This is a genomic window from Priestia sp. YIM B13552, assembly GCF_042787775.1.
Classification (GTDB): domain Bacteria; phylum Bacillota; class Bacilli; order Bacillales; family Bacillaceae_H; genus Priestia; species Priestia megaterium_E.
This window is the reverse complement of sequence record NZ_JBHZOU010000004.1, coordinates 167673-181238: the sequence shown is the minus strand read 5'-3', so window position 1 is coordinate 181238 and position 13566 is coordinate 167673. Positions and strand designations below refer to the sequence as shown.

Here is a 13566-nt window from a genome sequence, read left to right as displayed (position 1 = left end):
GATTACCATTTACACTCACTATTCAACAGTGACTAACTGCCTGTTTAAACTATTTCATCATTTAGCTATACAAGCCTGCACACTCTTTTATTATAACGTATATTCTGTATAGCTTGTTCAAGTGATGTTGAATTTGATTAATTGATGTCTTTTCATAAACATTTTATACTAATAGCAAGTAAACAGTACGTAAATACCCGTTTTTCTTCTATTTATAACGCTAAGGAGGATTTTTTGATTGTTATCACAATATTATACCGTAAAACAAGAAGGTTCACATGAAATCACTATTCAAAAATCTAGATTCATTTGTCATATGAAACGTGTAACAACTGAGGAAGAAGCTCAGCAATTTATCCAAGACATTAAAAAACAGCACTGGAATGCTACTCATAACTGTTCAGCTTACCTAATTGGAGAACGAGATCAATTTCAAAAAGCAAACGATGATGGAGAACCAAGTGGAACAGCAGGCGTACCCATGTTAGAAGTGCTCAAAAAAAGAGGCTTAAAAGATACGGTGGTCGTCGTTACACGCTATTTCGGAGGCATTAAATTGGGCGCAGGTGGCTTGGTGCGCGCATATGGGAAATCTGTTTCCGAAGCGTTAAATGAAATAGGTACAGTCAAACGAACTCTCATGGCGGTTATGCATACAACCGTCGACTATACATGGCTTGGAAAATTAGAAAATGAGCTTCGCAGTTCTGTTTATCTATTAAAAGAAATCCACTACGCAGATATGGTAGAGATTGAAACATTTGCAGAGGAAGCTCAAACAGAAGCATTTACTGAATGGATGACCGAGCTAACAAACGGCCAAGCAGATATTCGAGCAGGTGAGACGACCTATTTAGAAGAAGATGTAGAATGAATTATTTACTCTCATTAAAAAACATTGTACAATTGATAAATAGCGCAACTATTCTGATGGTTGCGCTACTTGTCAATGAGTAAAAAACCTCGTACAGATGCATAGCTTTGACGAGTTTGATTCATACATTCCAATTTATAACACATACTAAGTGTCACAATAAGTGTTCGAATATACGAATAAAAGGAGAAACCGTATGGCTCAATATAGACGTTTTCAAAAAAGAGTAAACAAACGGAAAAGAAAACGAAGGCTTTTTACATTTTTTCTGTTACCTATCCTTATTTTAGGGCTTTCTGCAACCGCTTATGGCTCTTATTTATTTGTTAAAGCTAAAACAGTAGCTTCTGATTCTTATGAAGGACTCGGAGATCGCGATAATTCTCCTATGCGTGATCGTAAAATCGATCCCAAAAAAGATGATATATCCATTTTATTTATGGGCGTAGATGATAGTGAAACCAGGAAATTCGGAAATTCAGCCCGTACAGATGCTTTAATTTTGGCGACCTTTAACGAAACAAATAAAACCGTAAAGCTTGTAAGCATACCTCGAGATTCGCGGGTTTATATACCTGAAGTGAACAAAAAAGATAAAATTACTCATGCGCATGCTTACGGAGGTCCAAAAGCAACTGTAGAAACGGTAGAACAGCTGTTTAATGTTCCTGTTGATTACTATGTTAAAGTGAATTTTAAAGCTTTCACAGACATTGTAGACTCACTTGGAGGAATCGATTTTGATGTACCTTATGCGATGAGTGAAAAGGACTCAAAAGATCGTCATAATGCCATTGTCTTAAAACCAGGAAATCAACATTTAAATGGCGAAGAAGCGTTAGCTGTTGCTCGAACACGAAAACAAGACAACGATATTGAGCGAGGAAAAAGACAACAGCAGTTGATTGAAGCCATGATTAAAAAAGCTGCTTCCATTGGATCACTAAATAAATATGGCAATCTTATCGAAGCTGTTGGCGATAATATGAAAACGAATTTAATGTTCGGTGAAATGCTTTCATTTTATGATTATGCTTCGAAAAAAGTAGACATCGAAACCATTAACTTAGACGGCAGCGATGAAAAAATTAACGGCGTTTACTACTTCAAACTAGATAATGATTCAGTGGAAAAAGTAAGTGAAAAGCTCCGCAAGCATTTAGGCATTGAATCAACTTCAGATACAACAGAATAATTAAAAAGACCTCTTGGATATCCAAGAGGTCTTTTTAATTAATTTTTTAAACGAAGCCCACGAACCATGTTGAGAATTGGCCTATATGTCTTATCAACTAGTCCTATCTTTTCGACGATAATTTCAATCGCTACAAGGAGGATAGCTAGTACAAGAAAAGACCCCCACATTGTTTGTACCTTTGAGAAGATAACTGCCGCTAAACCAAATATCGCACTCATTCCATAAATAATTAAAACCGTTTGTCTATGGCTGTACCCTAAGCGCAACAAGCAATGATGCAAATGGGATTTATCGGGAGCCGATAGCGGTTGATTTTTTACGATTCGGCGAATAATAGCAAAGAACGTATCTGAAATTGGCACTCCTAAAATAATAACTGGAACAATGAAGGAAATAACCGCTACATTTTTAAATCCTAACAGAGACAATACAGAAATCATATAGCCTAAAAATAGTGCTCCTGTATCGCCCATAAAAATCTTAGCGGGGTGAAAGTTATAAAACAAAAATCCGAGCGTACTTCCCAATACGATGAAACCCATGCTTGTCACAAACACATTGCCCATCATAATAGCCATACCCGAGATGGTAATCAATACAATAGAGGAAACGCCGGCAGCTAATCCATCCAATCCATCAATTAAATTAATAGCATTGGTAATTCCTACAATCCATAATACCGTAATTGGAATACTTAACATTCCGAATTCTAATTTTCCGCCAAACGGCAAGTTAATGAAGTCAATTTGGACTCCGCCGTATACAACAACAATTAATGTCGCTACTAGCTGACCGCCTAATTTGATTTTAGCGGATAGCTCAATCATATCATCTAAGACACCGGTAATGATGATAATGATGCTTCCGATTAAAATCGGCAGCGCATATTTACTGTCAGGCTGTAAAACGAGGTATCCAATAAGAAAACTAAAAAATATCGCCAAACCTCCAAGGCGAGGCATAATTTTTTGATGAACTTTTCGTTGATTTGGTTTATCCGTTGCACCTATTTTAAACGCCAGCTTCTTAACCAGCGGAGTGATCAGAATAGATGTAATAAAACAAATAAACAAGGTCAAATATAGCATGGAGACCCTCCTCAGGTTTATGTTAACCAAAACCATAAAAAATGTATCCAACTTTATATAATTGGATAGTATTTCAAATTGCGTATCACAATAATTACTTACTTATTCCCAAAATGGATTATATCACAATGATTCTACTACTTAAATAGAAATTTATTCTCAAAAATTAGCACATTTACAAACTATCAATAGAAAAGAACTGTATTTTTTGGTGTATAAACAGCTGATTTACTTTATTCTTATGTGGTTATTTTATGTAGAACATTTTCTTTACTATACTTTATTAAAATATAAGCGAACTCCCCCCTTTTCGTCTAATTTATTCGTCATCTCTAACTCTTTTTCCTTTTTATTAAGCATATTTAAACCTTTATTTTTATTTCACATGGCCCCACTCATTATATGAACAAGCTTTTGACCTATCTATGTCCACTACTTCAAACCACATTCACTGAATCGTTGTCCTTATCTTATATCATTTAAAAGTTAAAATATAGTGAAATGGATAGAGATGAAATTAAACAAAAAAAGGAATTTTATCAAAAAAATGAAACTTTTTTTCGATACGGTTCGTAATACATAGTAGAAACAGCATCAATTATCTTACATAAAGGGGGTGTTGAATGAACTATGTTCGGCCTATCTGTTCAAACAGTGTATTTGTATGGATTAATCATCTGCGGAAGTCTTACCTTCTTATACATTTTATTTAGCGATTTGTTAGATGGATTATCTGAAGCGATACCTTTTTTTAACCCCACTCTTCTTTTTTCTTTTTTAACATTCTTTAGTGCCAGTGGATATTTGTTCGCCTATACGTCATTGCAAAATTATTGGATTATTTCAGTTTCCGCTCTTATTGCCCTTCTACTCGTTATTTTGCTCAACGTTTTTGTATTAATTCCTTTATCATTGGCTGAAGAATCTCTTGCTTTTACTGAAGATTCGTTAAAAGGAAGACTTGGTACTATTATTACTTCCGTTCCTGCAGATGGTTATGGAGAAGTATTTATCGAAGGGGTTAGCGGCACTATCTCCAAACCCGCTGTCAGCTTTAAAAACACTGCTATACCTTTAGGCAGCAAAGTGCTTGTTGTAGATATACAAAAGGGCAACGCACTCGTTGTGATTTATGAAGAAGTTATGACCAATCACTCATTATAAATAGTATTAGGGGGAGTTTTATGTTTTCAACACCTATATTAGTTGTCGTTGGAATTGTTGTTTTTTTATTAATTGCGCTGATTGCCGTATTTATTACAAAATACCGTACAGCAGGTCCAGATGAAGCCTTAATTGTAACAGGAAGCTATCTAGGAAATAAAAACGTGCACGTTGATGAATCCGGAAACCGCATTAAAATTGTTCGCGGCGGCGGTACGTTTGTGCTGCCAGTTTTTCAGCAGGCTGAGCCTCTGAGCTTGCTGTCAAGCAAACTGGAAGTATCTACACCTGAAGTATATACAGAACAAGGTGTTCCTGTTATGGCTGATGGGGTATCAATCATTAAAATTGGAGGTTCTATTTCAGAAATTGCCACGGCCGCTGAGCAGTTTTTAGGCAAAGCAAAAGAAGACCGTGAAACCGAAGCTAGAGAAGTCTTAGAAGGTCACCTTCGCTCGATTCTTGGTTCTATGACGGTAGAAGAAATTTATAAAAACCGTGAAAAATTCTCTCAAGAAGTACAGCGCGTTGCTTCACAAGATCTGGCTAAAATGGGCTTAATTATTGTATCGTTTACAATTAAAGACGTTCGGGATAAGAACGGCTATCTAGAATCTCTAGGGAAACCTCGTATTGCTCAAGTTAAGCGAGATGCTGACATCGCAACAGCTGAAGCTGAAAAAGAAACACGAATCAAGCGTGCTGAGGCTCATAAAGATGCCCAAAAAGCGGAGCTTGAGCGAAATACAGAAATTGCGGAAGCTGAAAAGATGAATCAGTTAAAAACCGCTGAATATCGTCGCGAACAAGATATTGCCAAAGCTCGTGCTGACCAAGCATATGATCTAGAAACAGCTCGCGCGAAACAAGATGTAACAGAACAAGAAATGCAAATCCGCATCATTGAACGTCAGAAACAAATTGAATTAGAAGAAAAAGAAATTCTTCGTCGTGAGCGTCAATACGATTCTGAAGTAAAAAAGAAAGCAGATGCAGATCGTTACTCTGTTGAGCAATCCGCAGAAGCTGAAAAAGCAAAACAGCTTGCTGAAGCAGACGCCAATAAATATCGGATTGAAGCAATGGCTAAAGCTGAAGCTGAACGCGTTCGAATTGATGGTTTAGCAAAGGCTGAAGCTCAGCGTGCCCAAGGTGAATCCGAAGCTGAGATTATCCGCTTAAAAGGTTTAGCTGAAGCTGAAGCTAAACAAAAAGTAGCTGAAGCATTCGAGCAGTTCGGTCAAGCGGCTATTTTAGATATGATTATCAAGATGCTTCCTGAATATGCAAAACAAGTTGCAAGTCCTTTAGCAAATATCGACAAAATTACGGTTGTGGATACAGGAAGCAACGGTGAAAACAGCGGAGCTAATAAAGTGACTGGCTATGCAACGAACTTAATGTCTTCTCTTCAAGAATCGCTGAAAGCATCCTCAGGTATAGATGTGAAGGAATTGATTGAAAACTTTTCCGGAAAAGGAAATGTGCGACAAAGCTTGCACGAACTAACGGATGAAATCAAGCAGCAAAACAAGAAAGAAGATATCTAAAAATAAAAAGCATGCGGATTATATCCGCATGCTTTTTTAACCTCTTAACACTCGAAGAAGAAACCTAGGTAATTCTAACTGACGCTTCCATCTCCATGGTTCTTTTAACAGTCGATAAAGCCACTCTAAACCAAACTTTTGAAAAACAGCAGGTGCTCGGTTCAATCGTCCTGAAATAACATCGAACGAGCCCCCTACGCCTTGATAAACAGAAGGATTAAGTTTCTCTTTATGAGCAATAATCCAATTTTCTTGGGCTGGACTGCCTAAAGCCACAAAAACAATTTCTGCTCCTGAATCATTAATCGTACGTTCAATGACTTCTTCATTTTTTTCATAGCCATTTAATGTTCCAACAATTAAAATCCCTGGAAACATCTCTTCCAACTTAGCTTTGGCTTCATCTGCAATTCCAGGCTTGGCTCCGTATAAAAAAATTCTTTTACCGTTATTCGTTGCTTCTTTACACAGCTTCAGCATCATATCAATACCCGTTACACGCTCACGAATACGTCCCTTTTTGAGCTTTGAAGCTAAAATCACACCGATTCCATCTGGAATTTGATAAGTCGCTTGATTTAATAGTGACTTTAATTCCCTGTCTTCTTGTGCTTTCATAATTTTTTCAGGGTTGATTGCTACAATAAATGATTTTCGGCCTTTATCTATATCCTGAAGTAACTTTACCGCTAGCTCATCGTACGTGTCGCTACAAACGTCTATTCCTAAGATGTTTTCCTTCATTAAATCACCCGTATGTTGATTTTTTAGTTTTTTACAAACGAAAGACAGGCTGTTCAGCCCGTCTTTTTATAAAGTAGAAACTTTTGAATCACCAAGTAACACTACGTCAAAGCCTGCTGCTTTCCATTGATCACGCTGAATGCAGTTTTTCGTATCAAAAATAACTTTTGTACGCATGTGATTTTCAACAGCTGATGGAAGAAGCTCTTTGAACTCATTATGATCTGTTAAAATAAGAATCACATCCGCATGTGCAACAGCTTCATCCAAACTTTGCGTCTGACGCTCGATCTTATTCTCTTTGATATGAGGATCAAATGCTGTGTAATCAACGCCCAGCTTTTCTAAATGATGAAGTACATCTGTTGATGGACTTTCACGCATATCGTCAATATTTCCTTTAAAAGCTAAACCTAAAACAGCTACACGTCCATGTTGAATGCCCTTTTCATCTAGTAGGCTTTTCGTTTTCAATGCTGTATATTCAGGCATTGAATCATTTGTATGACGAGAAAGAGAAATAATTTTTGCCAGTTCTGGCTGAAGCTCTGTTAAGAACCAAGGGTCAACAGCAATACAGTGGCCGCCTACACCAGGACCTGGTAAATGAATGTTTACACGCGGATGATAGTTCGCTAACTTAATCGCTTCCCACGCATTTACACCAATTTTTTCACTGATTTTTGCCAGCTCATTTGCAAACGCAATGTTCACATCACGATATGTGTTTTCGATTACTTTCACCATTTCAGCTGTTGTAGCATCCGTTACGTGAATATTTCCTTTTACAAATGTTTTATAAAGCTCAACAGTCAAACGACTAGACTCTTCGTTAATACCACCGACAATACGGTCATTATTTACTAATTCCTCAAATACTTTTCCTGGAATAACGCGTTCAGGTGAATGAGAAACAAATAACTCACTGCCTAATTCTAAACCAGTTTCTTTTAGCACAGGTAGCATAACGTCTTCTACTGTACGGGGAGGAACTGTGGATTCTAAAATTACTAAATTTCCTTTACGAACGTAAGGAACAATCGATTTTGTCGCTTCTCGAACATAGTTCAAGTTTGCCGTTTTATCTTCATTAATTGGTGATGGTACAGCAATAATAAAAATATCCGCCTCTTCAGCCGTTGTGCCTACCGTGAAGTGTCCGTTGTCAACTGCTGATTCTAAACGTTCTTGTAAGCCGTTTTCTTCTATATGAAGTTGCTTATTTTTAATTAATTCTACTGCTTTTTCATTTACGTCGACACCATGTACATATAAGCCGTGATTGGCAAACATAACAGCTGTCGGTAAACCTATATATCCTAAACCAACTACACACAATTTCTTTGTCATTGCAGAAAATCTCCTTTATATGACATGCTTAATAAATAAAACCTATCTGATATTATATCGAAAAATGTCATTTCATGATAGCATTTATATAAAAACATGAAATAATTTCTTTTACTTATTATTATGTAACATTTTATGAGAATTCATCAATAAACGATATAACCATCTTTTGTACAACGAGCCCTAACCCAAAAGAACTATTGAAAATCCCCTTGATTCCCAATAGTTCCCTTAGTAAATATATTTTACATATGCCCTTGTTTTTCGACAATTTCTCTAAAATAGCTCACTAACTCTTCTCGCAGTGGTTCTCTTTGCAGAGCTAAATCAATTGTTGCTTTAATGAATCCAAATTTATCTCCAACATCATAACGTTTTCCTTCGAAATAATAAGCAAGAACACGTTGGAATTCATTCAGACGTAAAATAGCATCTGTTAATTGAATTTCTCCTCCTGCGCCAATCTCTTCTCTGCTTAAGATATCAAAAATTTCCGGTGTTAAAATATAGCGCCCCATAATTGCATAGCCTGAAGGAGCCTCTTCTGGATTCGGTTTTTCAACGAGCGTTTCTACGTCTAGTAATCCTTTTTCAAGAGGCTCTCCTTTAGGGCCTACAATTCCGTACTTTGAAGTTTCTTTCCTAGGAACCTCCTGTACACCAACTACAGCGCATTCATATTTTTCGTATACGTCCATTAACTGCTTCAAACAAGGGGTTTCTGATTGAACTACATCATCGCCTAGCATAACAGCAAAAGGCTCATCTCCGATAAAACTTCTTGCACAGTGAATGGCATGACCTAATCCTTTAGGTTCCTTTTGACGAATGTAGTGAACATTAGCCAAATTTGAAATCCCCTGCACTTCTTCGAGCATGTCCCACTTTTCCTTTGCGGCTAATGTTTCTTCTAACTCATATGATTTATCAAAATGGTCTTCGATTGCTCGTTTTCCGCGACCGCTTACAATTAAAATATCTTCAATACCTGATGCTACTGCTTCTTCCACAATGTATTGAATCGTTGGTTTATCTACAATTGGCAGCATTTCTTTAGGCTGTGCTTTTGTAGCCGGCAAAAAGCGTGTCCCTAATCCAGCTGCTGGAATAATAGCTTTACGAATTTTCACTTACTTTTCCTCCTGTCAATGTCAATCGTGCTTATTGGTTATAGTATAGTAAGTCTGCGATTGAGTATGTACACAAAGTCATGTGGAATCCATTTCTTTTTATAAAGAGTCATGTTGGATTCTGCTTTATCATAACAAAAGATTTTGTATAATTCTATTTTTATCATTTATAATGAAAAGAAAATTAATCACTTATAAATATAATTTTATGCTCCACTTATGTATAGAAAGGAATGGGATTATGAGTTCGTTTTCAGATCACTTACAGCACCAATTTATACATCATTTCCCGTACAGTGATGCACGCTATCGCACGAATGCCCAAGCAGGACTAGACCTTTACCGTACCCATTCATTCTTCATTTTGCACAATGACGAACAGATATTAAACATTAAAATCGATTCGTTTTATGTGGAACTAAACAAGCAGCTGCTCCCTGAAAGTACCTGTTCTTGTCAGCATAACGGATTTTGTGAACACTGCTTTGCAGCTTTTTTTTATATGTATTCATTAATAGAACCGCTTGCGCCCCTATTCAAAGAATGGCGAAACCATGAAAAAGCAGCTTTGACTATGCTATCTGCCAAACAAGTGTTAAAAAAGCCGAAGGCAACTTTTCAAGAGTGGAGACAAACTTTTGAGGAGCAGTATACGCTTTTTATGCAGGGGCGGAACGAAAATGACCGTTCCATTTATCATGAATATTATCAGTACTATTACCGTGCTTTAGTGAAAAAGGCTCCTGAGCACCCATTGCTTTATGCTTTATTTTGTATGTATGGAGCGGTTCATACATTCTATAAACTATCAGCTCAATTACAGGCACATCAGCTTTCTACTAACATCGAGGAATCATTCGTATATAGTCACGTCTACAAAATAACAAATGAAATTTATGCTACCGCTGATTCATTAAAGCAAATGAAATACGATGGAGATGCATTATCTATTATAGAGGACAGCATTCCATACATCCGAGAATTATTGCATAAAGATATGCCTTTACAATATGAACGTATTGAGATTTATCGCGTTATTTGGCAAAAAATTTTCACGTTAGAAAAGTGGCGAAAAACTGAGGAAAGCAAATTAAAAGCTAAGTACGGTTCTTTTATAAACAATACAGCTCTTTCCTATCTTTTATTCCTTCAAGAAAAAGATGGGGAAGCAAAAGAACGTTTGAGCGATGAAACCCTACAAACAATTCCCTATCTTATTCCTTGGTTAAATGATTTATTGCATGAAAAAGAAACTGACCGCTTTGCTCAGTGGGGCTCTTATATAATGACCTATATAGGAGATTACGTACGCACGGTTCCGACTACTTATCAAGGAAGCCGAAACATGGTCTCCATGATTGTAAATTTATTTCAGCACTATAAAGACTTAACGAACGATCAAACTTTGTATACTGAAGCATTGCAAACGTTACTTCCCTATAGTTTTATTGAATACAGTGATTTTCTATATGCTTCTGACCAATTGAAAAAGTGGGTTGAATTACAGGTGCTTCTTCAATATGACAGTATCAAATATGACGAGCAAACGATAGAAGCCTTAAAACAAAAAGATGAAAAGCTGGTTATTCCTCTTTATCATCAAATGATCTCAAAGCTGATTTATGAAAAAAAGAAAAGCAGTTATCAAGAAGCCTATATCTACTTACAAGAATTAAAGAGACTTTATCTACAAATGAATCGCTCTCTACTATGGGAACATTATATGGAAGAATTAGCGATAAAAACGAAGAAACAGCGCGCGTTTCAACAACTATTAGAAAAAGGAGATTTACTGAATGTTTGATTTGTTTCATTTAACACTTGAAGTCGAACCTGTACACGGTGACTTTTTTCTCTACTGTGTATCACCTAGCGGCCAAATTTTGCTCCCTGATACATGGAAAGATGCGCTGTTTCTATGGCATGAACAGACCTATTACGGAAGCGAAGCCACACAGGTTGAGATTAATGGAAAAAAAGGAATTCTTCTTTCTGCATGGCAAATGTTCACTTTCATACAATCACCTATTCAACAGCATGTGTTGAAACCGGCTTTGTCCGCTTCAGCGGAAGCTTATCAGCAAATTGCAGTCGATATGACAAAGAGGATTATCCAAGGGAAATTTCATTCTCTTCCTTTAAAAAAACAAATGACTGGATCGCTTTCACAAGCTGATGAGCAAGAGTGGCGAGCACAAATTAAAGAGAGCCTACTAAAAAAAGAAGGAAAGGACTTTTTAATAAGCATAGAAGGCGAGAGCTATAATCCTCCCTTTGACCTTTCGTTGCGTATTGTAGAACCAGCGACCGATGGAGATGTATGGACGGCTGAAACATTCGTGATTCCCCACGATGAAGCCAAAGAACCTTTTATACTGGGAAGAACGCTTCCTAAAGAGTGGAATCACTACGAATCATATATCGCTTACGAACACGAACGATGGAAAGCATTGGCTCCTACTTTATACCAAAAAGGAGCGTTTATTCAGTCTGTTCTAACAGATGAGGAAGTATGGGAATTTCTAACTCAAGATAGTGCAGCATTGATTAAACAAGGTGTCTCTATCCATTTGCCAAGCTGGTGGGAATCATTAAAAAAAGCCACCATCAAAGTATCTGGCGCTATAGAAAATACTTCATCTGCGTTGTTTGGTAAACAAGCTATCAGCAGCTTCCGCTGGTCATTTTCTATTGGCGATCAAACTTTCTCAGAAGAAGAGTTTCGGAAATTAGTCGAACAAAAACGCCGATTATTATCTATTAACGGACAGTGGATTCGACTGGATTCTAGATTAATTAAACAAGCGCAGAAAATTGTTAAAGAAGCTAGTAAAAAAGGCGTCTCAATTCATGAAATTTTAAAAACGAAGCTAACCTACATGGCAGACAGTAAAACCGATGAAGAAGAGGTAAAAGTTGAGTTCCAACTCCCCGCTTCCTTTCAATCATTTATTACATCCTTAACGGATTTAGAACGGCTGCCGGAAGTGCTGCCTTCCTCTGAATTCAAAGGTGCATTAAGACCTTATCAGCAGCAAGGTTTGAATTGGCTCATGTTTTTGAGAAAGTTTAACTTAGGAGGATGTCTAGCAGATGACATGGGGCTAGGTAAAACCATTCAATTAATTAGTTATTTAACAAATATTCATCAGTTACATAGCTCTCCTTCTCTTATCATTTGCCCAACGTCTTTAATTGGAAACTGGGAAAAAGAATTACAGAAATTTGCCCCTTCTCTTCGTGTTCATGTTCATTACGGGCCGAAAAGAACCAGCGGATACGCATTTGAGAAGATATGTGAAAGTACTGACGTTGTGATCACGACTTATCAAGTTGCTCTTTTGGATGTCGAATTGTTGAATGGGTTTATATGGAACAGCATTTCCTTAGACGAAGCCCAACATGTTAAAAACCCGCAGACTAAACAGGCGAGAGCCATCCGTCAGCTGCAAGGAAGACACAAAATTGCGCTTACTGGAACTCCAATTGAAAACCGTCTGCTGGAACTATGGTCATTATTTGAATTCATCAATCCTGGTTACTTAGGAACAATCAATTCATTTAAAAACCGATTTGTAGCAGGCATTGAAAAAGGCGAGAAACCTGAACGAACTGTTGAGCTTAAAGCACTCATTCAGCCTTTCTTATTGAGAAGAACAAAACAAGATAAAAACATCGCCCGCTCACTGCCTGATAAACAAGAACAAAAAGAATATATTCCGCTGACAGCGGAACAAGCTTCACTTTACCAGGAGCTAGTTCAAGGAATGCTTCAAGAAACAGAGGAAAAAACAGGATTTGAACGAAAAGGCATGATTTTGCAAACACTAAATAAGCTAAAATTATTATGCAATCATCCAGCTTTGTACTTAAAGGAAAGTGCAGCTAAACAAACGGTACGGCGATCTCATAAAAGTGAAAAAATTATTGAACTCGTAGAGAGCATTCGCACACAGCAAGAAAGCTGTTTAATTTTTACTCAGTATATTGAAACAGGACTCATGCTGCAAAGAACCTTAGAAAAAGAAATCAACGAGCCGGTTTTATTCCTTCACGGAAGTTTGTCGAAAGAACAAAGAGATGAAATGGTTGCTCAATTTCAAGCAAGGAAAAAAGCCATCTTTATCCTTTCTCTTCGCGCAGGTGGAACTGGATTGAATTTAACAGCTGCAAATCACGTTATTCATTTTGACCGATGGTGGAACCCAGCCGTTGAAAACCAAGCAACCGATCGTGCCCATCGAATTGGGCAGAATAAATTTGTTCATGTTCATAAGTTTATTACAAGAGGAACGATTGAAGAAAAAATTGATGAAGTGATCAATCAGAAACAACATCTAAACAATGAACTCATCCAAGGAGATCAATGGGTAACAGAACTTTCTAATAACGAACTACAAGAGCTTCTTGCATACAGAAATGAATAAGAAAAATTATAAAATGTGTTACAACGTCACTAAAAAGAGGA

10 protein-coding genes are annotated in these 13566 nt (G+C 37.1%); 6 read left to right on the top strand and 4 right to left on the bottom strand.

All coding sequences use genetic code 11. The features are described from left to right. Positions 1-238 precede the first annotated feature (238 nt). Entirely contained in the window at positions 239-874 is a 636-nt protein-coding gene (locus ACFX40_RS17945) for a YigZ family protein (protein ID WP_060745863.1), read from the top strand. A gap of 196 nt (positions 875-1070) precedes the next feature. Beyond that, on the top strand, positions 1071-2069 hold the full coding sequence (locus ACFX40_RS17940; RefSeq protein WP_060745864.1) for an LCP family protein: 999 nt from the start codon (positions 1071-1073) through the stop codon (positions 2067-2069). A 38-nt stretch (positions 2070-2107) separates the two neighbouring features. Here ACFX40_RS17940 and ACFX40_RS17935 read toward each other — a convergent pair whose 3' ends face one another. Next, positions 2108-3160 (bottom strand): glycosyltransferase family 4 protein, encoded by a 1053-nt coding sequence (locus tag ACFX40_RS17935; protein WP_013059776.1) that lies wholly within the window; start codon positions 3158-3160, stop codon positions 2108-2110. A 630-nt stretch (positions 3161-3790) separates the two neighbouring features. On the opposite strand from ACFX40_RS17935, the gene ACFX40_RS17930 reads away from it, so the two are divergent. Continuing rightward, the gene (locus ACFX40_RS17930; protein ID WP_377255782.1) at positions 3791-4324 is read left to right on the top strand and encodes an NfeD family membrane protein; all 534 of its coding nucleotides are present in this window, start codon (positions 3791-3793) and stop codon (positions 4322-4324) included. A 20-nt stretch (positions 4325-4344) separates the two neighbouring features. Then, positions 4345-5874 (top strand): flotillin lipid rafts scaffold protein FloT, encoded by a 1530-nt coding sequence (locus ACFX40_RS17925; protein WP_013085445.1) that lies wholly within the window; start codon positions 4345-4347, stop codon positions 5872-5874. A gap of 36 nt (positions 5875-5910) precedes the next feature. Here the strand turns inward: ACFX40_RS17925 and ACFX40_RS17920 are convergent, their stop codons facing one another. The 3 genes from ACFX40_RS17920 to galU form a co-directional block, all read right to left on the bottom strand. Continuing rightward, on the bottom strand, positions 5911-6618 hold the full coding sequence (locus ACFX40_RS17920) for a WecB/TagA/CpsF family glycosyltransferase (protein WP_013059779.1): 708 nt from the start codon (positions 6616-6618) through the stop codon (positions 5911-5913). A gap of 66 nt (positions 6619-6684) precedes the next feature. Then, positions 6685-7968, bottom strand: a complete 1284-nt coding sequence (locus ACFX40_RS17915; RefSeq protein WP_013059780.1) for a nucleotide sugar dehydrogenase — start codon at positions 7966-7968, stop codon at positions 6685-6687. Between the two features lie 245 nt (positions 7969-8213). After that, on the bottom strand, positions 8214-9098 hold the full coding sequence (gene galU / locus ACFX40_RS17910) for a UTP--glucose-1-phosphate uridylyltransferase GalU (RefSeq protein ID WP_050690865.1): 885 nt from the start codon (positions 9096-9098) through the stop codon (positions 8214-8216). A 241-nt stretch (positions 9099-9339) separates the two neighbouring features. Here galU and ACFX40_RS17905 point away from each other — a divergent pair, with 241 nt between their 5' ends. Beyond that, positions 9340-10902, top strand: a complete 1563-nt coding sequence (locus ACFX40_RS17905) for a replication initiation protein (RefSeq protein ID WP_098249418.1) — start codon at positions 9340-9342, stop codon at positions 10900-10902. Further along, positions 10895-13525 (top strand): DEAD/DEAH box helicase, encoded by a 2631-nt coding sequence (locus ACFX40_RS17900; protein ID WP_377255779.1) that lies wholly within the window; start codon positions 10895-10897, stop codon positions 13523-13525. The genes ACFX40_RS17905 and ACFX40_RS17900 overlap by 8 nt, the downstream gene beginning before the upstream one ends. Positions 13526-13566 lie beyond the last annotated feature (41 nt).

Coding starts and splice junctions, on each gene's coding strand:
- ACFX40_RS17940 (WP_060745864.1), top strand. CDS start 1,071: ATGGCTCAATATAGACGTTTTCAAAAAAGAGTAAACAAACGGAAAAGA.
- ACFX40_RS17935 (WP_013059776.1), bottom strand. CDS start 3,160: ATGCTATATTTGACCTTGTTTATTTGTTTTATTACATCTATTCTGATC.
- ACFX40_RS17930 (WP_377255782.1), top strand. CDS start 3,791: ATGTTCGGCCTATCTGTTCAAACAGTGTATTTGTATGGATTAATCATC.
- ACFX40_RS17925 (WP_013085445.1), top strand. CDS start 4,345: ATGTTTTCAACACCTATATTAGTTGTCGTTGGAATTGTTGTTTTTTTA.
- ACFX40_RS17920 (WP_013059779.1), bottom strand. CDS start 6,618: ATGAAGGAAAACATCTTAGGAATAGACGTTTGTAGCGACACGTACGAT.
- ACFX40_RS17915 (WP_013059780.1), bottom strand. CDS start 7,968: ATGACAAAGAAATTGTGTGTAGTTGGTTTAGGATATATAGGTTTACCG.
- ACFX40_RS17905 (WP_098249418.1), top strand. CDS start 9,340: ATGAGTTCGTTTTCAGATCACTTACAGCACCAATTTATACATCATTTC.
- ACFX40_RS17900 (WP_377255779.1), top strand. CDS start 10,895: ATGTTTGATTTGTTTCATTTAACACTTGAAGTCGAACCTGTACACGGT.